The 25,555-nt window shown below is 36.0% G+C and carries 23 protein-coding genes and 2 pseudogenes; 20 read left to right on the top strand and 5 right to left on the bottom strand.

Annotated features, from left to right (window positions below):
* Positions 1–242: 242 nt before the first annotated feature.
* The 3 genes from ACPWTF_RS23275 to ACPWTF_RS23265 form a co-directional block, all read right to left on the bottom strand.
* The gene (locus tag ACPWTF_RS23275; RefSeq protein WP_427873413.1) at positions 243–548 is read right to left on the bottom strand and encodes a helix-turn-helix transcriptional regulator; all 306 of its coding nucleotides are present in this window, start codon (positions 546–548) and stop codon (positions 243–245) included.
* Positions 545–1,867: a tetratricopeptide repeat protein gene (locus tag ACPWTF_RS23270; RefSeq protein ID WP_427873412.1), complete on the bottom strand. Its 1,323-nt coding sequence runs from the start codon at positions 1,865–1,867 to the stop codon at positions 545–547. Before ACPWTF_RS23270 ends, ACPWTF_RS23275 begins: the two co-directional genes overlap by 4 nt.
* Positions 1,868–1,967: 100 nt before the next feature.
* The gene (locus tag ACPWTF_RS23265) at positions 1,968–2,879 is read right to left on the bottom strand and encodes a YybH family protein (RefSeq protein WP_427873410.1); all 912 of its coding nucleotides are present in this window, start codon (positions 2,877–2,879) and stop codon (positions 1,968–1,970) included.
* 322 nt (positions 2,880–3,201) lie between these two features.
* Between ACPWTF_RS23265 and ACPWTF_RS23260 the strand changes: the two genes are divergently transcribed.
* The 3 genes from ACPWTF_RS23260 (at position 3,202) to ACPWTF_RS23250 (ending at position 4,882) form a co-directional block, all read left to right on the top strand.
* Positions 3,202–3,795: a hypothetical protein gene (locus ACPWTF_RS23260; protein ID WP_427873408.1), complete on the top strand. Its 594-nt coding sequence runs from the start codon at positions 3,202–3,204 to the stop codon at positions 3,793–3,795.
* 125 nt (positions 3,796–3,920) lie between these two features.
* Positions 3,921–4,406 (top strand): GNAT family N-acetyltransferase, encoded by a 486-nt coding sequence (locus ACPWTF_RS23255; protein ID WP_427873406.1) that lies wholly within the window; start codon positions 3,921–3,923, stop codon positions 4,404–4,406.
* A 2-nt stretch (positions 4,407–4,408) separates the two neighbouring features.
* Positions 4,409–4,882: a MarR family winged helix-turn-helix transcriptional regulator gene (locus tag ACPWTF_RS23250; protein ID WP_427873404.1), complete on the top strand. Its 474-nt coding sequence runs from the start codon at positions 4,409–4,411 to the stop codon at positions 4,880–4,882.
* A 1-nt stretch (position 4,883) separates the two neighbouring features.
* Here ACPWTF_RS23250 and ACPWTF_RS23245 read toward each other — a convergent pair whose 3' ends face one another.
* On the bottom strand, positions 4,884–5,240 hold the full coding sequence (locus ACPWTF_RS23245) for a winged helix-turn-helix transcriptional regulator (RefSeq protein ID WP_427873402.1): 357 nt from the start codon (positions 5,238–5,240) through the stop codon (positions 4,884–4,886).
* A gap of 107 nt (positions 5,241–5,347) precedes the next feature.
* On the opposite strand from ACPWTF_RS23245, the gene ACPWTF_RS23240 reads away from it, so the two are divergent.
* From ACPWTF_RS23240 to ACPWTF_RS23230, 3 genes and pseudogenes are all read left to right on the top strand, one after another.
* A complete protein-coding gene (locus ACPWTF_RS23240; protein WP_250835827.1) occupies positions 5,348–5,980 on the top strand; it encodes a nitroreductase family protein in 633 nt (210 codons plus the stop codon).
* A gap of 258 nt (positions 5,981–6,238) precedes the next feature.
* The gene (locus tag ACPWTF_RS23235; RefSeq protein WP_095927542.1) at positions 6,239–6,616 is read left to right on the top strand and encodes a hypothetical protein; all 378 of its coding nucleotides are present in this window, start codon (positions 6,239–6,241) and stop codon (positions 6,614–6,616) included.
* A gap of 301 nt (positions 6,617–6,917) precedes the next feature.
* Positions 6,918–7,367 (top strand): annotated as a pseudogene (locus ACPWTF_RS23230) (transposase); the annotation flags it as partial.
* Positions 7,368–7,867: 500 nt separating this feature from the next.
* Here ACPWTF_RS23230 and ACPWTF_RS23225 read toward each other — a convergent pair.
* The gene (locus ACPWTF_RS23225) at positions 7,868–8,263 is read right to left on the bottom strand and encodes a hypothetical protein (RefSeq protein WP_427873399.1); all 396 of its coding nucleotides are present in this window, start codon (positions 8,261–8,263) and stop codon (positions 7,868–7,870) included.
* Positions 8,264–8,573: 310 nt separating this feature from the next.
* Between ACPWTF_RS23225 and ACPWTF_RS23220 the strand changes: the two genes are divergently transcribed.
* The 14 genes and pseudogenes from ACPWTF_RS23220 to ACPWTF_RS23155 all read left to right on the top strand — a co-directional run bounded on the left by ACPWTF_RS23220 (position 8,574) and on the right by ACPWTF_RS23155 (position 25,366).
* Entirely contained in the window at positions 8,574–9,332 is a 759-nt protein-coding gene (locus ACPWTF_RS23220; RefSeq protein WP_427873398.1) for a helix-turn-helix domain-containing protein, read from the top strand.
* A 29-nt stretch (positions 9,333–9,361) separates the two neighbouring features.
* The gene (locus ACPWTF_RS23215) at positions 9,362–10,564 is read left to right on the top strand and encodes an FAD-dependent oxidoreductase (RefSeq protein WP_427873396.1); all 1,203 of its coding nucleotides are present in this window, start codon (positions 9,362–9,364) and stop codon (positions 10,562–10,564) included.
* Between the two features lie 109 nt (positions 10,565–10,673).
* A complete protein-coding gene (locus tag ACPWTF_RS23210) occupies positions 10,674–11,741 on the top strand; it encodes a BamA/TamA family outer membrane protein (RefSeq protein WP_427873394.1) in 1,068 nt (355 codons plus the stop codon).
* A gap of 264 nt (positions 11,742–12,005) precedes the next feature.
* Positions 12,006–12,914 (top strand): PKD domain-containing protein, encoded by a 909-nt coding sequence (locus tag ACPWTF_RS23205; protein ID WP_427873392.1) that lies wholly within the window; start codon positions 12,006–12,008, stop codon positions 12,912–12,914.
* A gap of 124 nt (positions 12,915–13,038) precedes the next feature.
* Complete coding sequence (locus ACPWTF_RS23200) at positions 13,039–13,662, top strand: hypothetical protein (protein WP_427873390.1); 624 nt, start codon at positions 13,039–13,041, stop codon at positions 13,660–13,662.
* Positions 13,663–13,802: 140 nt separating this feature from the next.
* Positions 13,803–15,731 (top strand): hypothetical protein, encoded by a 1,929-nt coding sequence (locus ACPWTF_RS23195; RefSeq protein ID WP_427873388.1) that lies wholly within the window; start codon positions 13,803–13,805, stop codon positions 15,729–15,731.
* Positions 15,732–15,795: 64 nt separating this feature from the next.
* Entirely contained in the window at positions 15,796–16,206 is a 411-nt protein-coding gene (locus ACPWTF_RS23190) for a hypothetical protein (protein WP_427873386.1), read from the top strand.
* Positions 16,207–16,237: 31 nt separating this feature from the next.
* Positions 16,238–17,166, top strand: a pseudogene (locus ACPWTF_RS23185) (hypothetical protein); the annotation flags it as partial.
* 12 nt (positions 17,167–17,178) lie between these two features.
* Positions 17,179–17,448 (top strand): hypothetical protein, encoded by a 270-nt coding sequence (locus ACPWTF_RS23180; protein ID WP_427875781.1) that lies wholly within the window; start codon positions 17,179–17,181, stop codon positions 17,446–17,448.
* Positions 17,420–21,181, top strand: coding sequence for a DUF11 domain-containing protein (locus tag ACPWTF_RS23175; protein ID WP_427873384.1), 3,762 nt, complete (start codon positions 17,420–17,422; stop codon positions 21,179–21,181). Before ACPWTF_RS23180 ends, ACPWTF_RS23175 begins: the two co-directional genes overlap by 29 nt.
* Entirely contained in the window at positions 21,105–22,445 is a 1,341-nt protein-coding gene (locus ACPWTF_RS23170; protein ID WP_427873382.1) for a gliding motility-associated C-terminal domain-containing protein, read from the top strand. The genes ACPWTF_RS23175 and ACPWTF_RS23170 overlap by 77 nt, the downstream gene beginning before the upstream one ends.
* A 13-nt stretch (positions 22,446–22,458) precedes the next feature.
* A complete protein-coding gene (locus ACPWTF_RS23165; protein WP_427873380.1) occupies positions 22,459–23,424 on the top strand; it encodes a PorP/SprF family type IX secretion system membrane protein in 966 nt (321 codons plus the stop codon).
* A 12-nt stretch (positions 23,425–23,436) separates the two neighbouring features.
* Positions 23,437–24,279 carry a tetratricopeptide repeat protein gene (locus tag ACPWTF_RS23160; protein WP_427873379.1) on the top strand — a complete coding sequence of 281 codons (843 nt, stop codon included), beginning with the start codon at positions 23,437–23,439 and terminating at the stop codon, positions 24,277–24,279.
* On the top strand, positions 24,236–25,366 hold the full coding sequence (locus ACPWTF_RS23155) for an OmpA family protein (RefSeq protein WP_427873378.1): 1,131 nt from the start codon (positions 24,236–24,238) through the stop codon (positions 25,364–25,366). The genes ACPWTF_RS23160 and ACPWTF_RS23155 overlap by 44 nt, the downstream gene beginning before the upstream one ends.
* Positions 25,367–25,555: the final 189 nt, after the last annotated feature.

The following is a 25,555-nucleotide window of genomic DNA, read 5'->3' as shown; positions in this document are numbered from 1 at the left end:
GCGCACTCTTTTTTGTTTTTGTTTCTTCTAGAAGTTCTTCCAGACTTTTAGAGGGTTCTTCTTTTTTTGTGGTATTCATCCAAACTTGTTTTTGATAATCGTTTGGTAAAAATAGAAGGACGCTATAAGGCTCGAAAAAAAAGGACTAATGCAAAAACACTCGCAGGCAGAAATAGAGCACTCAGAAAACACTCTTTTTAAAATAAAAACAACTATATCAAACAGTTACACTTAAAATTATTTTACAATAAATCGACTTTAAAACTGTTCAGATAAGTGGAAAGATTTACTTTTTCGTTGGTTAAATCGAACTTTTTGCGCAATCTGGTTCTCGCATTTTCTATCGATTTAAAGGATTGTCCTGTAATTTGGGAAATTTCTTTTGTAGTTAAGTCTAAATAAAGCAGCGCACAAAGTCGGCGTTCTTTTGGAGTAAGTGTCGGATAATCTATAGTCAATTTATCGAAGAAAGATTTATGAACCTGTTCAAAACTAATTTCAAATTCTTTCCAGATATCGGCATTCAAATCTTTTTCCAGTCGTTTCAAAACAATATCAATTGCCTGCTGTAATTCTTTGTTGGCAGTTTTGAGTTTGATTTTTTTAGATCCGTCAGGATTTCGTTGATATTATCGGTACGATGAATTTCGGCCATAGCCTTACCTACCAAAACCATATTTTTGGCTTCGAGACTTTGATTCAATTCCTGCTGTTTGGCTTTTAATTTCTCTTTTTCCAGCTGATTGGTAATATTTCGGTTTCGATAACGAATTAATAAAAGGATTAAAGTCAATATTCCAATAACCAATATTAACCCAACCACATAATACTTAAATCTGGTTTTCTCTTCCACTAAAGTTCGAATCTGGCTTCGGACTTTATAATCTTGTTCGAGTTTTATTCTTTCTAGATTTACGGCCTTTTGTTCGATATTAATACTGTCACTAATTTTATTGAACTGCTGAAAATAAAAAACAGCATTTTTATAATCACCCATTTGTAAATAGGCTTCATAAAGCATTTTGTTCAAACGCATGCTAGAAAAACCAAATAGATTTCCTTGAGAATATTCCAAAGACTTTTTCGCATTTAAAATGACTTTATCCAGTTTTTTTTCTTGTAAATTATATTCGGAAAACGATTCAAAAACAAAGGCTTTTAGTGAATCATCGATAGGAGTATCTATTAATAAAAAAGCTTTTTCAAAATACAAATCAGCATTTTTTTTATCTCTTTTTAAACTATAAGCCCTAGCCAAATTGGTGTACACATAAACTGTTAAGGTATTGTTTTTTAGTTTTTTTGCAATTGCATCGGCTTTATGATAATAATGCAAGGATGAATCTAAGCTTTTACCAAGATAAGTTGTACCAATGTTGTTTAATATTTTTAGCAGTTTTTCTGGCTGGTTCTTAGATTTTTGATAACGATATACATTTAGGAAATACTTGAGCGCTTTTTCTTGGTTATTGGTTTTTCCATAAGTAATGGCTAGATTATTTTCTACCTGAACAATTTCATCTTCAATGTTATTGCTTTTATAAATTTCATAAGCCTTTAAATAATATTGCAAGGTAATATCCAGTACGTCTTTTGAACTGTAAATTCCTCCAGCAGATAAATAAACTTTAGCTAAAGCTAAATCGGCTTTGTCTGTTTTTTTTGCCTCTGTTTCAGCCAGCTCTACATATTTTATCGCTCTATCCCAATCAGAATCTTGAAGTTGGGAAGCAATTTTTAGGGCTAAATCCACTTTTTTTTCGTGATTATCAATAGTATTTAAACTATCAATCCATTCTTTTGTTGAAGGTTGCGGATAAATACAAAAAGTAGTAAAAATAAAAAATATGCAAAGTAATCGACCCATCGTGTGTAAAAATGATAAAGATGGATTCAAAATTATACAAAATTATTAGTATTCAACAACAAACAGAAGAAATAAATAATATCTAAAAAAGACCAAAAAGTTAATCATGATTTACAATTTGGCGAAAAAGCAGCAACTCTCCATTCCTGTCTTTTTTCCAGACATTAACGCTTTTCCCTTTTACATTTCCGTGATTGTCACCATCGCGCCAATCAACGCTGTAGAAACCAAATTCTACAATCGCTTTTTGTGCATAAATAATATTTGAAGTTTCAATCGAAATTTGTTCGATACGCAGTGTACCCGGTTTTTCATGTTCTGTAAAATAATCCGTAATTTCCTTTTCACCCGAAAGAATTGGAGTATAATAAGTTAAATACATCGCATCTGGCATAAACATTTTGGCATGCTCTGCTCCTTGCCTATTTTGAACCAGCTCTTTAATGGTATTATTTCTTTCTTTTACCTCTAAAGTTAATTTGTCTGTCGGAATATATTTTTTAGTCTTTGGAATTTCGATATCGTTTATATCCGGAATATTTTTATCATCAAAATAACTTGACGAACCCCAAATTTCCGCAGCAATTGTGGGAGGCACGCCCTTTTTTGAAGACTTTTTCCATAAAACTGCATATTTTCCAATATAAGAAAACGCTTTCTGTTCGTTTAGATTTAAGTCTTCATTAAAAGTTCCTATTTCCAAAACATAGTTTCCAAAATCCTGTAACTCTAAAATTGTTTTTTGATAGGAAGTAATTTTTGCCTGTTTCAACCATTGTTTGTAAAAATCCCGAATCGTTTTTCTACCCACTCGCTGTCTGCTATGCTCAGGCATAAAGATGGTTTGATCTGTATACGCTTTTACTAAATCGTCTTGATTCCCTTTTGTAAAAGCAATTGCAAATGAGGCATTATAATCTTCAATCTGCTTTTTAATACCCGAATTTGTGCTGTTTTCCTGAGCAAAACTACCGACTGCAAAAAGGAAAAAGATAAAACTTAACCTATTCATACCAGAAATTATTTTATTGAACAATAAATATACAAAATATTAATATTCAATATCTTACAATAAAATAAATATAAAAAGAAGGAATTTAAAACATTTTCCCTTTCCATATATAAAAAAAAGAATCTTCAAAACTTCACAAGAATATAGAGATAATTCAGTTTCAGCAGAAAACATTTAAATTTTGCTTATAAAGAAGTTATTTTTCAACAAATAATTCCTAACAAGACAATATTTGGTTTTATAAAATGTTTATATATAAAAGAGTATGATGCATCTATTTTTTTTAAAAATCAATACCACACAAGATTAATAGTATAAAAACATGAAAAAAATATTTTTGATAATTGCCTTTGCTTCCTTTTCATTGCACAGTTTTGCTCAGGAACTTGATAATAAATTCAAATCGATTCCGGCAAAAAAATCTTCTGTAAAAGAAGTTATTCCGCCAAAAGAAGAAGCTCCAAAAGAAAATCCGCCAGCACCTATTGAGAAACCTGCACCGCTTCAGGTTAACCCAGACGAGTTATTTAAAAACACTAATCTTTATAAGCCAGAAGCAAATGTTGAGGGAATCTTTTATAGAAGAAATCAGTTTTTAGGCAATTTCAATACAACAGCCGTTACTTCGACCATTATGTATCGCGATGCCGCTTTTGTAGACGGCGATAAAGTAAAAGTATATTTAAACGATCAAGTAATTGAGCCTGAAGTCTTCTTAACTGGTGATTTTAAAAGTGTGAAAATAAACTTAGTAAAAGGAATCAACAAAATTGACATTGAAGCCTTAAACGAAGGTTTTGCTTCTCCAAATACAGCCGAGTTTAAAGTTTATGACGATAAAGGTCAGGTTATTTCGTCAAGCGAATGGAATGTTGGTACGGGCTACAAAGCTGTTATCGTATTAGTTAAAGAATAAAAATTTCTAATAGAAATCGTTTGAAATCATAAAAAACACTTAAAACTGCTGGTCTCAGCAGTTTTTTTGTTGCATATATGTAGTTAACTACGTAGTTTTGTACACATATTTAATTTACAAGACAAATGCACATTCAGCCTATACAAAATAAATACGAAAATGAAATCGTAGATTTGATTTTACACATTCAGCAAAAAGAATTTAATGTTCCTGTGACTTTAGAAGATCAGCCTGATTTATTGGATATTGAGAACTTTTACTATAAACCAGGCGGGATTTTTCTTGGCGCTTTTATAGACGAAAAATTGGTTGGCACAATTGCTTTGGTAAAATTCAATTCTGAAGCTGCAGCAATCAGAAAAATGTTCGTTAAGAAAGAATACAGAGGTAAAGAATTCCAAATTGCCCAACAATTATTAGAGCAGCTAATTGCATACAGCAAAGAAAAAGGAATTAAAGACTTATATTTAGGAACGGTTTCTTTACTGCAGGCGGCTTTGCGTTTTTACGAAAAGAATAATTTTGTAAGAATCGAAAAAGAAGCGCTTCCAACTGATTTTCCGTTAATGAAACCCGATAATGTTTTTTGTCATTTAAACCTAAAGCAATAAAAATGAATATAATTGACGAGATTGGAATATTAGCCATATCAACGCGATTGCAGCGTCTGAGCGAACAGTTGCGCAAAGACGGTGCCTTAATCTACAAATCGTTCGATATTGATTTTGAACCGAAATGGTTTCCTGTAATCTATACGCTTCACATCAAAGAAATGCTTAGCGTTGTAGAAATTGCGAGCGAAATTGGCTATAGCCATCCGTCAACTATAAGTTTATTGAAGGAATTAGAAAAACAAAAACTTATCAGTTCTAAAAAAGACAAGTTAGACGAACGCAAGAGATTAATTGTGCTTACCGCCAAAGGAAAAGAACTTGTTGTAAAAATGCAGCCAGTTTGGACGGTGATGAAAAATGCATTAAACGAAATCACCGATAATCAGAACAATCTTTTGAGAGCTATTGAAGAAACGGAGCAAAAACTGGCTACACAAGGATTTTTTCAGAGAATTTCAGAATTCAAAAGCTGATTTACTCTTTACCCGTAATCTTTTTTCTGTGATTATGTCCCCATTTTGCCAAAGAATCAATTACCTCTTTTAAAGTATGCCCATACTCTGTTAACTGATATTCGACCGTTATGGGCTGCGTATTCAAAACAGTTCTGGTAACCAATTGGTTTTCTTCAAGGTTCTTTAATTCTCTGCTTAACATTTTTCCCGAAATGCCTTCTACTTCCCTCAATAAATCGGTAAATCTTAAGGTATTAAAGCAAAGTGATGCAATTATAGAAATTTTCCATCTTCCGTTTAAGATATACATGGCATCATGCACCGCCATAATGTGTTGGTTGCATGATTTTTTATCGTGTATTGGTTCTTTTATCATGTTCTATTAGTAGGTTACCTCGATGTTACAGTTACTTTTGGTAATCGGATGACAAAAATACACTTAAAGTTTTTACATTTGAATACAATTTTAATCAATTAAAAAAAATGGCCTTAATAGATGCACTAAAGTGGCGTTATGCTACAAAAAAAATGAACGGACAAGCTGTTCCGCAAGAAAAAGTAGATTATATTCTTGAAGCTGCAAAACTTGCACCATCTTCTTCTGGATTACAGCCTTATAAGATTTTTGTTATCACAAACAAAGAATTAAAAGACAAACTTAGAACGGTTAGTTTTGACCAAAGTCAAGTTACAGATGCTTCTCACGTTTTGGTATGGGCTGCTTGGGACGGTTATAGTTTAGAAAAAATCTCTGCTGTTTTTGACAGAACAATTGCCGAAAGAGGAATTCCTGCTGATGCAATGGATGAATACAAACAAAGACTTTGGGGAATGTACGAGCCACTTGGACAAGAATGGCATGCTAACCACGCTGCAAAACAAGCTTACATTTCGTTTGGTGTTGCAATCGCTGCAGCTGCAGAACAGGAAGTAGATGCAACTCCAATGGAAGGTTTTATTCCTGCTGAAGTAGACAAACTTTTAGGTTTAAACGAACTTGGATTAAAGAGTGTTTTAGTTTTACCTCTAGGATATAGAGATCATGAAAATGATTGGTTGGTAAACATGAAAAAAGTAAGAACTCCGCAAGAAGATTTTATAACAGAAATCAAGTAAAAAATTAATTTTTGTTTAAACGAAAATGCTTTTGAAATAGTGCAGCAGCACTTTTTCAGAAGCATTTTTAGTTTAATTATTTCATTTTCAAATTGAAACAAAATTCAATTAAAGAAATCAGAAAAACTGATTTTTAGAACTTATGTTAATTTTATTATTTGCCTAAAAATAGGTACGCATTACGGATAATTAAATAATATTGTATAATTAATTTTGCCTCATCCAAAACGATTCAATCTAATTAAATCCTAAAAACCTATGTCTGATTTCTTAACGCAATTTGGGGAAGACCTAAAAAAGAACGTCCCAGGTTTCATCGCAGTATCTGTTGCTGAAATCGCAAGCGGTATGTCATATTATTCACACTCTGCAGTTGCAGATTTTGATCCAGAATTGGCATCTGCATACAACCTAGAAGTAGTAAAAGCTAAAATGAATGCTATTAAAGCTTTGAATTTAAACGGTCAAGTTATTGACAATGTAATGATTACATTAAGTTCTCAAATTCACATTATCGACGTTTCTGATAATCAAGATTATTTTATTTATTTGGCTGTAGATTCTACAAAAGCTAATTTAGGTATGACAAAATCTATCCTTAATAAGTATAAAAAAGAAATTGCAGGTAAATTGTAACAAAGTTTTGCCCCCCCTTGATAAAAAGGAATAGTCGTTCGCGAGTATTCCTTTTTATTTTTTAAACCTGTTTTTATGTCGCTCCTCTGGAGCTTTATATCTTTTGTGCTATTTCTTTCTATAAATAGTGCGCTCCTCCGGAGCTCTGCCATATAACTCAAAGCCCAAATTGGGCGAAATATATCGGCACAATCAATACTATTCAGAAAACGCAAAAAAAACATTTTATTTTTTATTCCAACGTGATCTTCATTTCTTCAAAATATTTTATATTTCGAAACCTAAATAAGGAATTATATAAATGGAATTACGCGCTTATTTTGAAAAATATTCTGATGAAGCAACTTGTATTGAAGAGCTCAAAAACAAACGTCTAGAAAATGGACTTTTGTGCCGAAAATGTGGGCATGACGTACATTCTTTTCGTCAGAATGATTTAAAATTTCAGTGCAGAAAATGTGGAAGTAGAATTAGTTTAAGATCGGGAACTGTAATGGAAAACTCCAATCTCCCTATTCGTTATTGGATGATTTGCATTGAATTGATGACGCTTTCCCACCGAAAAATGTCAATTCTTAAAATTCAATATTTGCTTGGCCATAAAAGATATGAGCCAATTTGGCTGATGGTACAGAAGATTCGTCTCGTAATGAAAATTAGAGACGAAAAATATAGATTGCGTGCTTACTCCGAATTTGATCCCGAATTTCTTCAGAAAATTGACAAACTTGCGATAGAGAAAAAAACTCAAAAATTGTGAATGGTGAAATGTGAAATGTGAAAACTGCAATAATAACAGCCACAGATTACAGGATTGAAATGATTTTTTAAAATCTGTGTTAATCTTGTAATCTGTGGCTTTGTAATTTTATTGGAATAGATGAATCTTTGCGCGGGCTTCGACTTCGCTCAGCCTAACAAACCTAAAAAAAAAAAAATAGCCACAGATTACAGGATTAAAATGATTTTTTAAAATCTGTATCAATCTTGTAATCTGTGGCTTTATACTTTTATCGAGATGGATGAATCTTGCTCGGCTTCGACTACGCTCAGCCTGACAATGTCAGAAAGTTATAGCTATCCTACATAACCTTCAACAATTAACAATTCACCATTTACAATTAAGCATTAACCATTATTTTTTCTTATTCTTCTTTGCTTTAGATCTTTTTGCTTTCTTTTTAGCGATTTTTTTCGCTTTTGCTTTGTCTTTCGCTTTTTGAGCTTTTGCTTTCTTTTTAGCTTTAGCTTTTAGTTTTGCTTTTTTAGCTTTCTCTTTCTTTTTATCTTTTGCTTTTTCTTTTTTCTTAGCAACAGCTTTTTTCTTTTTCTCTTTTTCTCTTTGTCTTTTTCTTTCATTTTTTTATTCTTTTTAGATTTTGGCTGATTGTTGTTTTCTTCAGATGTTTCTTCTTCAGCCTCAGACGAAATTTCTTCTATTTGTGTTGGTTCTTGCACAGCTTCTTCTACTGTACTCGCCTCTTTTTCTGCCACTTTCTTTGGAGCTCTTTTAGTTTTTGGTTTTGTTTCTGGAGTTTCAGCAGATTCTAAAACCGGAGTTTCTTTTTGCTCGATTTCGTCATTAGAGATAACCGAAACAGCTTCTGCCTCCTGATTGATTTCATCAACAAGTATTTCTTTTGCCATTATTCTGTTAATTTTAAGAAATTGATTAAATTTATTTTGAATTAAACTAATTTTTAATGTTATTAAATCATTAAATTAACATCAAAAAATAATAAACAAAGATATATTGAAAAAGGTATTCGCCAATGTTAAGTTTTTCATTGCTCCTAAAAAACAGACACAAACAACTAATATACAACAACTTATCCAATGTTAAGTTTTTCATCGCACTTTTTATCGAATTAGAAAGTCTCTTATAAGCTTTCTATAAGTGATTCTTTTCTTAGAAATAAAATACATTTTGTTTACTTTCACTTTAAAATTTGATATAATGTTCAACGATTTAGCATACAAATCCATAAAACCTAGCAAAAAACTCTTAGATTTTGTAGAGAGCTTTTGGTGCATGCAAAATAAATCGGATCAAACATTGGAAACGATTGGCCTTCCCGATGGACGAATTGATTTGTCCTTGATGAAAACCGCTGAAACTTCTTTTCAAATTAGACTTTTAGGTTTAGGAACGCAACAGTATGAAAAAGGGATAATTCCAGCCAATAGCTTGACCTTTGTCATTAGCTTTAAACTTCCTGCTGTTGAGTATATCTTCCGCGAAAGCATTACTGAAATTTTAAACTCAGGAAAACTGCTTGAAAACAACTTTTGGGATTTTAACGAAAATGATTTAGATGATTTTGAATTGTTTTGCGAAAAAGCTTCTTCAAAAATCGAGTCTTTATTAGTAAAGGAAATAGATACTCGAAAACAAAAACTGTTTAGACTCATTTATGAAACCAACGGAAATCTGACGGTAAAAGAATTATCCGAACAATCTAATTGGAGCAGCCGTCAAATTAATCGGTATTTTAATCAATATTTCGGCATTTCGTTAAAGGCCTATTGTTCTATTCTTCGTTTTCGTGCTTCCTTAGAACATATTGCTAAAGGGAAACTTTTTCCCGAGGAGAATTTTACAGATCAAACACATTTTATTAAAGAAATCAAGAAAATTTCGGGATCACTGCCAAAAGAGCTTTTTCAAAACAAAAACGACCGATTTATACTATTATCTGCTCTTTCCTCTAAATAATTTTGCAACATAGATTTTAACTACAAACTATGTTACTACAAAATAAACAGGTTGCCATTGTTGGCGGCGGAATGGGTGGTTTAGTATTAGCCCGTCTTTTACAGTTGCAAAATATAAAGGTAAAGGTTTACGAAAGAGACCTCAACTCAAAAGTTCGTGTACAGGGTTCTCCTTTAGATTTACATGAAGATTCAGGTTTAATAGCCATGGAAAAAGCAAATTTACTAGATGAGTTTTACAAAAAGATTCGCCCAAATGCTAGTAAAGCTCGAATTTTAAATCAGAATTTTGAATTGAAATTTGATGAGCATGCTGATCAGAAAAGCATTTCTCAGATAAATTCAGAAAACAATCATGATTCCCTTCAGGATATATCAAAACCACGTCCAGAAATAGATCGCTCAGAACTTCGAGCTGTTTTATTGCATTCGCTTTTGAAAGAAACTATGGTTTGGGACAGTCAATTTCTTTCTATGGAAAAAGAAAATAATGGCTGGAGATTGTTCTTTAAAAATGGAAAAACCGTTTATGCCGATTTGGTAATTGGCGCAGATGGAGCAAATTCCAAGATTCGTTCTTATCTAAGCACACAAAAACCCCTTTATTCTGGTATAACCATGATTGAAGGTACAATCTATAATGCCCAAGAAAATGCTCCTAAGCTTTTTGAATTTTCAAAAGGCGGAAAAGTTCTCGCTTTAGGAAATGAACAGACTATCATGTACGGCACAAAAGGAGACGGTTCTTTAATGTTTCTTCTTAGCAGTAAAATTCCAGAAAACTGGATTACTGAAAATGATTTGGATTTTACAAACAATCAGATGATTTTTAATTGGTTTGAAGAGGTTTACAATGATTGGGGTTCTGAGTGGCACGAATTTTTTAGAAGTGAAGAATTGCACTTTATATTTCGTCCACAGTATTATTTTCCGCAAAACCAATCTTGGGAAACACAAGAAAACCTGACCATTCTTGGCGATGCAGCACATAGAATGCCTCCTTTTGCGGGAAAGGGTGCTAATCTGGCTATGCTGGACGGTCTCGAACTGGCAGAATTTTTAACCAATAATTCGTTTTCTGATTTAAAAACTGCTATTTCTTATTTTGAAAAACGAATGTTGAAAAGAGCTGCAGAAGCTTTAAATGATACTTTGAGTAATGGTGAACAATTGCATTCTGAAAATGCTTTAGAAAAGCTTGTCGCTATTTTTAATCCAACAACTCAATCTTAATTATTTTTATTTCAAACACTTACATTTTTTATTTAAATTTACATATACCCGAAAAGCGTAATTTTAAGTAATTATAGCCAATATAAGTTTCACTAAACAAATTTATACAATGAGGCATTTTCTACTCCTATTCTTTTTTACTGCTTTTATCTCTTCTTCTTTCGGTCAAAAAATTAAAGATTCTGTTCCGGAAAAACCTAAAGAAAAGAAAATTGAATTAAGAGTAATGCCGTATTTGAGTTACAATAGAAATCTAGATTTTATGTTTGGTGTTATTCCGATGGCTATGTACAAAGTCAACCACAACGATACTATTTCTCCTAAATCACTGTCTGGAATGTCGGCCATTTATACTACCAATAAATCATACGCTTTGGCATTTTTTAATAAATGGTATTTAAATGAAGACAAATGGCGTTTAAAATTTTTCTTTTTTACTGGAAATCAGAATTCACAGTTTTATGTGGATGATATAGATCAGCCCGATTTTTACGATTATGGAACCAAAACAACTGTTTTAGGTATAGGTGGACAGAGGAAAATTGTCGGCAAGTTTTATGGCGGACTTTCTTATACGTATGCACATTACAATACCGTTTATGAAGATGATATTTCTCCTTCTTCTATTTCTCACAGTAATGCAGTTGTCTTTAATTTATTGTATGATACGAGAGATGCCGTTTACTATCCGACAACGGGTTACAAAATTAGAATGGATTGGTCTACTTATCCGAAATTTTTAGATAACGAACTGGCATCCAATCGAATTTCTTTTCAAGCCAATAAATATATCCCTAACCGCGAAGGCAAAGATGTTATCGCGGCACGCTTTTATGGCAAGTTCGGACTTGGAAATGTTGCATTTGAACAGCAAAGTACTATTGGCGGAACAGATATTCGCGGTTATTCTGAAGGAAAATACAGGGGTTCAGGATTAATGGATATTCAAGGCGAATACCGATACAACTTTGGAAAGAAAATGGGATTGGTTGGCTTTTTTGGTATTGCGACCATTTACGGTTCTGATACTCCCAGTTTTGACTGGAAAATGTATCCAGGAGGTGGCGTTGGTTACCGATATAATCCTTTCAAAAAATCAAAATTCAATGTCGGTCTGGACGGTGCAGTCGGTAAAGGAGACTGGGGAATTTATTTCAGAATCGGTGAAGCATTTTAATTGAATAAAAAAATCTCTAAATCAAATATTTAGAGATTTTTTTATTGTTTTTAAATAATGAGTTTTTAGTGTTTCAAAATGTGTTTCTTGTTTCATTTTATAATATGCAACATACAAAAAAACATTTCATGGCTATCTTTCTTTAAATTTGAGTGACCCCAAAATATATTCGAAATCTTAACTACAATCAAATGCTCAAAATCAATTTATTAATTTCGAGGTAGTTGTAAATTTGCTGTGCTGCCTTTTCATTCCTGATTGCTTATGGCACAATTTTATTTTTCTTGGAAAATCTGCATTTTATCAAAAAAACTAGTTTTCGCTGCATTTATACTGTTTCTGGTCACTTTTAAAACAAATGCGCAAAACTGTACTGTAAACGCTGGAGTTTTAAATGTTACCATTTGTGTGACGGATGCATTGGTTTTAACTGGGAATAATCCTAGCCCTATTATCGGCACAGTCAAATGGACTCAGATCTCCGGGCCAGCTGTAACTATTAATTCCCCAACAAGTCCAAGCACCACTATTTCTGGTTATACAGGAGGAAATACTTATATTTTTAGATATAGCGCAACTTGCGGTGACGGAATTACAGCCTATCAGGATAAAGTTGTAAATGTGCAGCCTATTACGACTGCAAGCGCTGGAGCTAATATCACTAGCTGTCCTAATAGTACAGGAAATTTATCTATTACAGCAAATGCTCCTCAAAATACTGGAGAAAAAGGACATTGGGAAATTGTTGGCTCTAATAATGCAGGTGTAGTAATTAATTTTCCGAATCTGCCTACCTCAACTATAACTTTGCCTGCGACAAGTTGTGGCGTTACAACTCTTCAGTGGGTTATTGAAGGACCTGAATATGCCCCTGGACAGCGTTGCAGAACTACTTCTCAAATAACAGTAACCAATTACGGAGGTGTTAAACCCGTTTCTGCAGGACCTGATCAAACACTTAGTAATTGTTACACCACAACACAAAGCACTAATCTTAATGCAACTTATGGCGGCTGCGGTCTTAATGGGCAAAATGGACAATGGACATTTGTGAGCGGACCAAATACGCCAACAATAAGCAATCCTAGCGCCAATAATACTGGAATTTCAAATCTTGTTCAAGGAACTTATACTTTTCGATGGACTGTAACTGGTCACTTGTGCTTCGGGTAATGATTTAGTTGCAATTAATGTTCCTGCTGCGACACAAGATGTTACTACTCTTCCTGGTGGAGACGAAAATATTTTCTTTTGCGACAATACTATTAATCAAGTAACCTTAGTAGCGCAAACACCTTTGTATGCAGGTGAAACTGTTCAATGGACACAAATATCTGGAGACAGTGGCGCTATAATAGTTTCTCCAACAAACCCAACAACATTAGTTACAAATATATCTGATGCGGGTGATCCGTACACGTTTAGATATACGCTTACCAACAGCAATACGGGTTGCGTTTTTACTAAAGATTACCATGTTCAATATAACGGAGCAACCAGAAGCATTGTCGCCAATAATGGTAATGACATGGTAGGAAGCTGTAATGCAACGGTATTTACTATTCCGCTTACAGTTACAGGATCTGGAGTAAATCAGTACAGAATTGTATCTGGGCCAGACACCTCGCCTCTCGCTCCCTTTCCTACTGCATTGCAAGATGTTGGAGACTCTCTAACCTTAACACTTACAACATCTGGAGAGTATACGGTTGAATTTATCAGAAGTCAAAATGGTTCACTCACTTCTGGCTGTGATTACGGTTTTGACACTTTAAATATTCTTGTTTCTGGTGACCCAACACCTTCTAATGCAGGATCTGACGTAAGTTTACCTTGCGGTGATACAAGCACAATGCTTTCTGGAGTCGTAACAGGAGAAGGTATGCATTTTTGGAGCCAGCTTAGCGGGATCAAGCCGTAATTGCTGATAATTTTGCCATTGACACTCAGGTTACAGGGCTTATACCGGGAACTTATGTTTTTCAATATATAACAAAAGGAGGTGGTGCAACTTGTGGTTTTTCTGTTTCAACAGTAACTATTCATGTATCTGATACTTCATTGGCTACTCCAGATGCTGGTCGTAACCAAGTTGTTTGTGCCAATGCTCAAGTGCGTCTTGCAGCTGTGCCAGTACAAGCTGGAGAAATCGGCACATGGAGCCAAGTTTCTGGGCCAAATACAATTACATTTTCTAATGTTAATGATCCAAACGCTGTCGCGACAGGTTTTACATCAATCGTATCAGTATACGAATTACAATGGACAGTATCTTACCTTCATCCTGGCCCATCTTGTAGTTCATCTGTTTCTGATACCGTAACAATTGGGACAAATAATTCTACAGCCGCCTCTACTTCTGATGCTGGTTCAGATGCTTGTTATCCTTCGGGAACCACTTCTTTTAACCTTAGCGGTAATACCCCTGCTTTTCTAGAAATAGGAATTTGGTCAGTGACACCATCGACAGGAGTTGTTTTTGCCGATGCTAGCGATCCTAATACACTAGTTACTGTTCCTGGAAACGGAACCTATGTTTTTACTTGGTCTATAGAAACTATAACAAGACTTTGTGCATCAAACCAGAGCAGTGTTTCAGTAACAATTGCAGATATACCTCCAGCTGCAAATGCGGGTTCAGATCAAGAAATATGCGGATCGACAATTACAATGGCCGCTACAACAAGCAGTGGTGCAGTTGGAACATGGACAAGAATTTCTGGTGTTGGAAACTATACCATAAGCGATATACATGACCCAAATGCTGTTTTTACTTTTACCTACAGCGGTTATTATATTTTTAGATGGACGGTAGATGCCTCAGTCTGTGGTCAGGCATTTGATGACATCAATTTAACAATCGGTATTCCGCCTCATCAAGCTGTTGCAGGACCAGATCAAAATGTCTGTGCCAGTACAAGCGTTACGATGGCAGGAAGTACGTATGACAGTTTTTTTGAAACTGGACAGTGGTCTGTACTAACTGGCGCACCAAATCAGCCCACTATAGTCGATCCGACAAATCCAAATACTGTCATCAACGGACTTGTAGCGGGGACATACACTTTTAGATGGACTATAACCGCAAAAAGTATTTTCTTGTGTCAAGGTACTTTTGACGATATGGTTGTAGTAGTTACTCCAGCTGCAAATGCAGGTGCTGATCAAACTTATTGTGATGTCACGAGTATTCAGCTTAAAGGAAATGAAAATTCAACTGGAACATGGACACTTACTAGTACATCTGGTAATATAGCAGATGTTCATATATCACAATCTCCCCCTAATAGTTATATTGCAAATGCTACAGTGGTTCCTGGAAATAGTTATGTTTTTGCCTATACCACTTCTAATGCAACTTTCCCTGATGGATCAACTTGTCCAGGATCATCTGATTCTGTAAATGTCGAAATTTTCAGTGGAGCAAGTATTCCTCCTGATGCCGGTGCAGACCAAACGTTATGTATATCTGATGTCAGCGGAACTGCGACTTTGCAAGGAAATGTTCCGCCACCTGATGTTACTACTTTTGAATGGCGTTTTGTATTCCAACCTTCAGGAAGCGTGGCCAATATTACAACCCCTACTGCACCACTCACAACAGTTACAGGTCTAACAGTACCAGGTTTGTATATTTTAGAATGGGTTTTTGAAAGTCCGTCTTGTCGAACTTTGTCTGACATTGTAAGAATCGTAATGAATGCCCCTCCAAGTGGAGCAAATGCTGGTCCTGACGACACAGTAGCTTGTCAGACAACTTATAAAACAGCAGCCGTACCTCCAACTGTTGGTATTGGAACATGGACATTTGCTTCTCAACCGCCCGGAGGAAATGCAGTTATTGACAATCCTAATAGCCCTGTTACAACATTATCTAATATCAATGTTTTGGGTACTTATGTCCTAACTTGGACAGTTACTAATCGTTCATTTTACCAATCCATCTTTATGTCAGCCAACCTCAGATCAAGTTTCCATAACATTCAATGATATCCCTCCATCTATTGCTAACGCAGGACCTGATCAGGAATTGTGTGCTGCTACCACTGCTACCATGGCTGCCACGCCTGTAATTTCTGGTGTTGGGGAATGGACACAAGTTTCTGGACCAAATTTTGCTAATATTGCAGCTCCAAACCTTCCTAATTCCTTAATGCTCGGTCTTGTTCCTGGTACTTACGAATTCCGCTGGACGACCACAACTGTAAATGTAAATGGCTGTACTTCTGAAGATACTGTTTTAGTTACCATATATGCAAATCCATCAACAGCAGAAGCTGGTCCAAATCAAATAGTTCCTCAATTTACACCTGTAAACTTAAATGCAACAGTTCCTACAGTCGGCACTGGTCAATGGACACAGGTTTCTGGACCAAGTACCTTAGGATTTATGGATGTTACCTCTCCTACTACTGTTGTAACTGGAACTGTTCCTGGAATATACACACTGCAATCAGACGGTTAGCAATGGTATTTGTGCTGTTTCATCAGATACTATGAACCTGACCATTTTATCGATTGCAGATCTGGAATTGACCAAAACAGTAACACCAACAACAGGAAGCATTGGCGACGTTGTTACTTTCAACATCAATGTTTTCAATAACAATTCATTGGGCGGATCTGCTACAGCGACCAATGTTGCTATACGAGATTATATTCCAATGGGCTTTGCACTTGTTGCTGGAACCGTTACCTTGGGCGGAATATATAATGTTGGCGATAATACCATTACTTGGAGTGGTCTAACCATTCCGAGTGGCAGTATTTTAAATTTATCATTTAAAGCTACTATTCTGGGCGGTGGATCTTATGTAAATAGCGCAGAGGTTTTCGCGTCCGATCAATTTGATCCTGACAGTACGCCTAACAACCAGAATCCTGCAGAAGATGATCAAGATAGCGCAACAGTAGTTCTGGATGTAGCCGATTTATCGTTACAAAAAACAGTTTCACCTGCAACGGTAAGTATAAACGACAATGTTGTATTTACCATTAGAGTTACCAACAGCGGTCCTAATAATGCAAGTGGAATTACAGTATCAGACCAATTGCCTCCAGGCTATACTTATGTAAGTGACAATGGTGGCGGAAAATATAATAATGCCACAGGAATTTGGAATGTTGGCAATCTAAACAATGGAAACTCTCTTGCTTTACAAATTACGGCCAAAGTAAACGTCGTTTCATCACCAAGTGATTACATTAATACTGCTGAAATACAAACAGCTCATCAGTTTGATCCAGACAGTACTCCTGGAAATGGATTGCCAGAAGATGATATGGCAAGTGCCAATATTACCTTAAAACAAGCCGATTTAGAGCTTACTAAATCTGTAACTCCAACTTCTGCAGCAGCTGGAGAACAGGTAGCTTTTACCATTAATGTCGTTAACAATGGTCCGGAAACGCAACTGGAGTTGCTGTAAAAGATGTTATTCCTGTCGGATATACACTTATACCAGGGTCAGTATCTAATGGCGGAACCTATCAGATTGCGACGGCGACACTCGAATGGACAAATTTAACGATAGCGGCAAACTCTAATGTCGATCTCACCTTTAATGCATTTGTTAATCCTTTAGGAAATTATCTCAATATTGCAGAGATAACAGCTAGTGATTTACCAGATCCTGACAGTACACCAAACAATAATATTGCTTCTGAAGATGATCAGGATGATGCAGAAATTATTTTCCTTGGTTAGTTCTGCCGACTTATCTTTAACCAAAAATGTAGTTACAGGCAATACAAGTCCTGTAGTTGGAAGCCAAGTTTCTTTTGAACTTAAGATAACCAATGATGGTCCAAATAATGCAACTGGAGTACAGGTAACCGATTTATTGCCTACCGGTTTTCAATACGTAAATTACAGTTCGTCTGCTGGAACATACAACAGCACTAGTGGAATATGGAATGTTGGTACAGTCGATGTTGGCGTTACAGAAGCTCTTATTCTGGATGCAAAAGTATTGCCAACAGGAGATTACAAAAATATAACACAAGTTACTGCCAGCAATCTTCCTGACCCTGATAGTACACCTAATAATGACGATGGAGATCAAAGCGAAGATGATGAAGATAATGTTGTACTAACTCCCACACCTCCAGCTGCCGATTTATCATTAACAAAATCGGTAAGCAATACAACTCCTTTGGTTGGGTCTATTGTAACATTTAGCATTATCACCACAAACCACGGACCACAAGATGCGGCTCTAGTTCAGGTAACCGACTTATTACCTTCTGGTTATACATTCAGCAGTTTTAATGCAACAAGTGGAACTTATGATAGTACAACAGGTTTATGGACACTAGATATATTAGAGAGCAGTGAGTCTGAAACCTTACAGATTAATGCAATAGTTAATCCAACAGGTGATTATACAAATATTGCCGAAGTTACCAATAGTGACACTCCAGACCCTAACTCAACGCCAAATAATGGAGTGCCAACAGAAAACGATTATGGAACCGCGACTACGACTCCTATTTTACAATCTTCAGATTTGTCCTTGGTTAAAACCGTTAATAATGCGACACCATTGGTAGGTTCGCTTGTTACCTTTGAAGTAGTAATAACCAATAATGGGCCACAGGATAATTTTGGTGTACAGGTAAGAGATGTACTTCCGTCTGGATATACTTTTACTGGATTTACCATTTCTACTGGAACTTTCGATACCGCTACAGGAGTATGGACAGTAGGCAATTTAGTTGCTGGTGATGCAGAAACACTTCAGATTGTGGCGCGGGTAAATCCAAGTGGCGATTATACGAATAAAGCCGAGGTCTCAGCTGCTAATCTTCCTGATCCTGACTCCACTCCAAACAACGGAGCTAATACAGAAGACGATTACGCAGAAGCCACAACAACTCCAGTTCCGACATCAGCAGATTTGTCATTGACAAAAGCAGTAAACAATGCCACTCCACTTGTGGGTTCACAGGTAACTTTCAGTATTCAGGTAACCAATTCTGGTCCGCAAGAAGCAAATTCCGTGGCTGTTACCGATTTACTGCCTTCTGGATACACCTACGTATCGTATAGTGCAACAACAGGAAGTTATGATTCCTCAACAGGGATTTGGACAGTTGGAAATATGCCTGTTTCAGATTCTTATACCTTACAAATAACAGCTACAGTTAATGCTACAGGAAACTATACCAATAGTGCCGAAATTACCACAAGCAGTCAACCCAATCCTGATTCTACACCAAATAATGGAGTTACAACAGAAGATGATTATGCAGAAGCGGCCACTACTCCAACAGTTCAATATTCCGATCTATCTTTAACTAAAACAGTTAGCGATTCGTCCCCAATTGTGGATACAGAAATCACATTTGAATTAATTGTTACCAATAACGGTTCGCAAGATAATACAGGTGTTCAGGTAACCGATTTACTGCCTGCAGCATTTACTTTTACAGCCTATACTGTTTCAACAGGAACCTATAATCCTGCAACAGGGATATGGAATATTGGAAACTTACCAAAAAATCAATCGGAAACATTGCAGATTAAAGCAATTGCAAATTCGATTGGAAATTTTGCAAATACAGCAGAAGTAACCGCGGCCGATCTTGCAAATCCTGATTCCACTCCAAATAACGGAGCACTTTTGGAGGATGATTATGCATTTGCTCTAGTCGGAACAAGGGCAGATACACCGCCTCCACCACCAGTTTCTGACTTGTCATTAACTAAAACTGTAAATAATGCTACACCATTAGTCGGTTCTCAAGTTACTTTTGAGGTTGTAATTACCAACAGCGGAAAAGACGACAATAAAGGTGTTCAAGTTACAGATTTGCTTCCTTCTGGATATACACTTACTGGATATACTATTTCTACAGGAACCTATACGCCAGCGACAGGTTTATGGAACGTTGGCAATATCGTAAACGGAAAATCTGAAACTCTTCAAATTATAGCAACTGTAAACGCCTCTGGAAATTATACTAATATCGCAGAAGTAACGGCAGCTGATTATGAAGATCCTGACTCAACTCCAAACAACGGAGTTACAACAGAAGATGATTATGCAACAGCAACCGTCACTCCAAATGCACAGGCAGCCGATTTATCTTTAACTAAAACAGTTAATAACGCAACACCACTTATAGGCACGCAAGTCATTTTTGAAGTAATTGCAACCAATAATGGCCATCAAAATACCACAGGAGTAGAAGTGACAGATTTACTACCTTCTGGATATACTTTTACTAACTACAGCACAACAAAAGGAACTTACAATCCAACAACTGGAAAATGGGCAATTGGTTCATTCTTAAACGGAGATTCGCAAGTATTACGCATAACCGCTGTTGTAAATCCGACAGGAGATTATGTAAATATTGCCGAAGTTACTGCTAGTAATATACCAGACCCTAATTCGACTCCAAATAACGGAATCCCAACAGAAAATGATTATGCTGAAATTGCAACAACTCCTGTTGTTCCTATGGCCGATTTATCACTTACAAAAGCCGTAGTCGGCGGTAATATTAGTCCAATATTTGGTGCGACTGTTACTTTTGAAATAACCGTAAAAAACAGTGAAGCTCAAAATGCAACTGGAGTAAAAGTAATCGATATGCTACCGAGCGGTTACGAATATGTGGTATACAGCTCAACAGCTGGGCAATATTTTAATACCACCGGAATCTGGGAAATTGGAAATATACCAAACGGCGGTTCAGAATCATTATTAATTGGAGCTAAAGTAAATACTACAGGTGTATACCAAAATATTGCAGAAGTTTACGCTTCTAACGAACTGGATCCAGATTCGACACCAAATAACAATGTCAGCGGCGAGGACGACATTAGTTCTGTATTACTGACTCCTGTTCCTGCTGTAGCCGATTTATCTATTGAGAAAAAAGTAATCAATAACATACTTAATCCTGCTGTAGGATCGCAGATTTCATTCTCCATAACATTAACCAACTCAGGTTCAAGCAATGCCACTGGAGTTATTGTCAAAGATGTATTGCCTTCTGGATATGATTATATTTTCTATAATTCGACTTCGGGAGCTTATAATCCGGCAACAGGAGAATGGACTCCTGGAATTATACTTGCTGGCAATAGTCATACTTTAATTTTAAATGTTTTTGTAAAAGCTCCGACAGGTACTGCAGATGAATATTTAAATATAGCAGAAATTATGACTGCAGATCAGCATGATCCGGACAGTACACCAGGCAACGGAATTGCGACAGAAGATGATTACGACAGTATTTCTGTTACGCCTGTAATTGTAATGGCAGATTTATCTATTAAGAAAACGGCTCTTAATCAGGATGCGATTCATGAAGTAGGTTCAACGGTTATTTTTACCGTTACCGTTACCAATGATGGTCCGTGCAGATGCATCTGGTGTAAGAGTAAAAGATTTGCTTCCTCCTGGATTCACCTATCAAACAAGTAGTCCTACAAGTGGTTTGTACAATTATGTCACAGGTATTTGGAATGTCGGAAATATTCCAACGGGAACTGATCAATCATTAGATATTTATACCACAGTAAATAAGCCATCGGGTATAGCAGGCGAATATACAAATACCACCGAAGTCATTGCCAGTAACCTGCCCGATCCCGATTCTACTCCAAACAACGGGGTAACCACAGAAGATGATTATGACAGTTTACAAATCAAAGTCGCCGTTGCCGATTTAAGTTTGGAGAAAACAGCCAGCAATAAAAACGCAAATGTAAACGAGGTGGTAACATTTACCATTCAGGTTAACAATGAAGGGCCAAGCACAGCTACCGGAGTTGCTATTGAAGACTTGATCCCGCTTGGATTCAAAAATATTTCGAACATCAATAATGGCGGTATTTTCAGCAAAAACATTATCAAATGGGTTGATTTGACCGTTCCTGTAGGCGGCATTACACTAACCTATGAGGCAACAGTGGTCAATCCGTTTGGACTGGAAAGTGCTGAATATGTTAATATAGCTCAGGTAACCGCCAGCAATCAATTTGATCCAGACTCGACTCCAAATAACGACAACGGAGACCAAAGCGAAGATGATGAAGATTCCGAATCTATCAATATCCCTTCTACTGATATAGCTATCAATAAAGAAGTCGATAAAACAGATGTTCCTATGGATACTCAGGTAATCTTTACTATCACTGCTGAAAACTTAGGCAATTTAACTGCCACAAATGTAGAAGTTCAAGATGCGTTGCCTAAAGGATATTCATTAGTAAACTCAGCGGTAACTTCAGGAACTTATGATCCTAAAACCGGTATTTGGAGCATTCCATCAATCAATACAGGAGCTTTACAAACGCTAACTTTAACAGTTAAAGTGGTCGATTTTAATGATTATTTAAACAATGCTCATTTGGTTAAACTAGATCAGATAGACACCAATTCGGCCAACAATCAGGATACTGCGACTGTTTCGCCAAACTGTCTGAAAATCTATAACGAATTTTCGCCAAATGATGATGGCCAGAACGATTTCTTCTATATCGATTGTATCGAAAGATATCCAGATAATCAGCTGGAAATCTTTAACCGCTGGGGTAATTTGGTTTACTACCAAAAAGGCTATAAAAATACTTGGGACGGAAAAGAGGAAGGTTCTGCCAAAACGCTTCCTGAAGGCACCTATTTCTATATTTTGGATTTAGGAGACGGATCTAAAAAAACCTCTGGATGGCTTTACCTAAAATAAAACCACCCAGAAAATGAAAAGTTTAAGAATAGGATTAACCAAAATAAAATTGGCTATGATTAAAAATATAAAAAAGGTTTTCGCGATAATAACTCTATTCTCGGCATATGGAGCCTTTGCACAGCAAGATCCACAATACACGCAGTATATGTACAATACACTCACCGTAAACTCGGCTTATGCCGGTTCCCTGGGACATTTAGCCATAACAGGAATTTACAGAACACAATGGGTTGGTATTGAAGGAGCTCCAGACACGCAAAGTTTTTCTTTGGATACGCCAGTCGGAAAAAATGTTGGTCTTGGAATTTCGATCGTAAACGAGGAAATCGGACCAACAGAAGAACAATATCTAGATGCCAATTTCTCTTACACCATTAAATCTGGAGAAACACACAAACTTTCTTTTGGAGTAAAAGGTGGTGGTCGCGTCATCAATATCGACTGGTCTAAGGGAAGTTATAAAGATCCAGATGTGCAATTTCGTGAAAACATTACCAACAAATTCCTTCCAGTTATTGGCGCGGGATTGTATTGGCACGGAGAAAGAGATTATGTGGGGCTTTCAATCCCGAATTTTATGACCCGAGAACGTTATACGTATGATGATATTAGCGAAGATTTGGTCAATCAGAGAATACACGTCTATCTTATTGGAGGTTACGTGTTTGACCTTTCGGCACATACTAAATTCAAACCTGCTCTTTTAGCAAAATATGTCGCTGGAGCTCCAATTATTGCCGATATATCAGCCAATTTTATGTTTAATAACGCTCTAACACTTGGTGTTGCCTATCGTACATCGGACTCTGTAAGCGGTCTTGTTGGAATCCAGATCACACCAATGATAATGGCCGGATATGCGTACGATTACACCACAACTGCTTTGCAGAATTACAACAGCGGTACACACGAAATTATGCTTCGTTTTGAACTGGTTTCACGCAAAAAAGGACTAAAATCACCAAGATTCTTTTAATACGGATAGTCTATGAAAAGAACAATTACTATACTCGCATTATTGGTTATACAGCTGATTTATTCGCAAACCAAAAACAAAACTGCCGATGCTCTTTTTGATAAGATGTATTATGTTGAAGCCGCAAAATCGTACGAGCTTTCGATAAATAATGGAGATGCTTCCAGAGAAACGCTTCAACGACTTGGAGATGCTTATTATTTTAATACCAAAATGTCAAGCGCATCAAAATGGTATGGAAAGCTAATTGCTGACTATCAGAATGAAGTTTCAGCAGAATATTTATTTCGTTATGCTCAGTCATTGCAAGGGATCCAGAATTATGATCTGGCTAAAAAATGGATGAAAATTTTCTCCGAAAAGCAAAAATCGACAGATCATAGAGCGAAGAATTTTTCTCTTAAAAATGTCACTTTAGAAGATATTGAAAATATAAAACCTTCTTTTCTATTAGAAAATTTAGACATAAATACTGCTAATTCAGATTTTGGCCCCATGTATTACAAAGGCGACTTAGTTTATTCTACTACTGCCGATTCTTCCTATTGGAAAACAGATAAATACGGCTGGAATGATCAGCCTTATCTTAATATGCAATTGGGTAAAATTAGCGAAACGCAATCTAGCGTCACTTTCAAAGAACGTTTCGGAAAGGATATTACAACCAAATATCACGAAGCATGTATCGCCTTTTCTCCCGATGAAAAAACGATTTATTTTACCCGAAACAATTATAACGGAAAACTGAAACGTGACAGCAAAGGCATTAATAACTTAAAAATCTACTCTGCAACCGCTGTAGAAAACGAAAATGGCAGTACTAAATCGAACCAATATTCAGGAACTACCCTTTAATAGCGATGGTTATTCAGTTGGACAGCCTTCAGTAAGTAAAGACGGCAAAAAGCTTTATTTTGTATCGGATATGCCTGGAACAATTGGTTCTACAGATATTTTTATGGTTGATATTTTAGGCAATAATCAATTCTCTCAACCAAAAAATTTGGGCGAAAAAATAAACACGACGGGACGTGAAATGTTTCCGTATATTACCGATCAAGCATTGTATTTTTCTTCTGACGGATTTTTAGGTTTAGGAGGTTTGGATGTATTCGAAAGCAGAATAAACGATGGCGCTTTTGACACACCAGCCAACCTCGGAGCACCTTTAAACAGCAATAGAGACGATTTTGGTTATATCGTTAACGAAGCCACAAACAAAGGTTTTGTCTGCTCTAACAGAAAGACAGGCAAAGGCGATGATGATATTTACTCTTTTGAAAGATCGTGTAACCAAGCCATAAGCGGTTATGTTTTTGATGCCATTTCAAACAATAGAATTGCTGGCGCAATGGTAGCTCTTAAAAATAATAACGGAATAAAAGTATCTGAAACCGTTTCTCAGCTTGACGGAAAATATGATTTCAATAACAACGTAAATTGCAATACTCCTTACACGATTGAGGTTACAAAAGAGAATTATAACGCCAATACTAAAGCAATCGTAACGGCAAAAAGTTCTGGAAAAACAGAAGCTCTTGTAGGCTTAGATCCTGCTTTAATTGTTCGTGAAAATGGCGTTCTAAAAATAAAAATCGGAATTATTTTCTTTGATTTAGATAAATCTGATATTCGTTATGATGCTGCAATAGAACTTAATAAAGTAGTTCTCTTAATGCATCAGTATAATACTGTGATAATCAAAATTGAATCTCATACCGACTCCCGTGCCAACGACCAATACAATCTCGAATTGTCTGACCGAAGAGCAAAAGCGACAAGAGATTATCTAATTTCTCAAGGAGTTGCCCCCGAAAGAATAGAAAGCGCAATAGGCTACGGAGAAACCGAATTAATTAACAACTGCTCTAACGGAGTTCCCTGCACAGAATCGCAGCACCAAGTCAACCGCCGAAGCGAATTCATCATTACAAAAATGTGATAAAAATATTTGCAAACCCCAGCGGGGTTAACTATTTATAGAATTACAAAAAACAAATAGAAAAAGCTCCGGAGGAGCGACATATCTAACTAAGGAATATGTCGCTCCTCCGGAGCTTTTGCTCTAAAATTTTATTCTTTTCTATAAATATTTCGCTTCTCCGAAGCTTAAAAAAAGCGGTTTTTCTTT

The sequence above is a fragment of the Flavobacterium sp. MMS24-S5 genome, assembly GCF_050320125.1.
Classification (GTDB): domain Bacteria; phylum Bacteroidota; class Bacteroidia; order Flavobacteriales; family Flavobacteriaceae; genus Flavobacterium; species Flavobacterium tyrosinilyticum.
The sequence above is the reverse complement of the archived record's forward strand: the minus strand, read 5'-3'. Positions and strand labels throughout refer to the sequence as shown.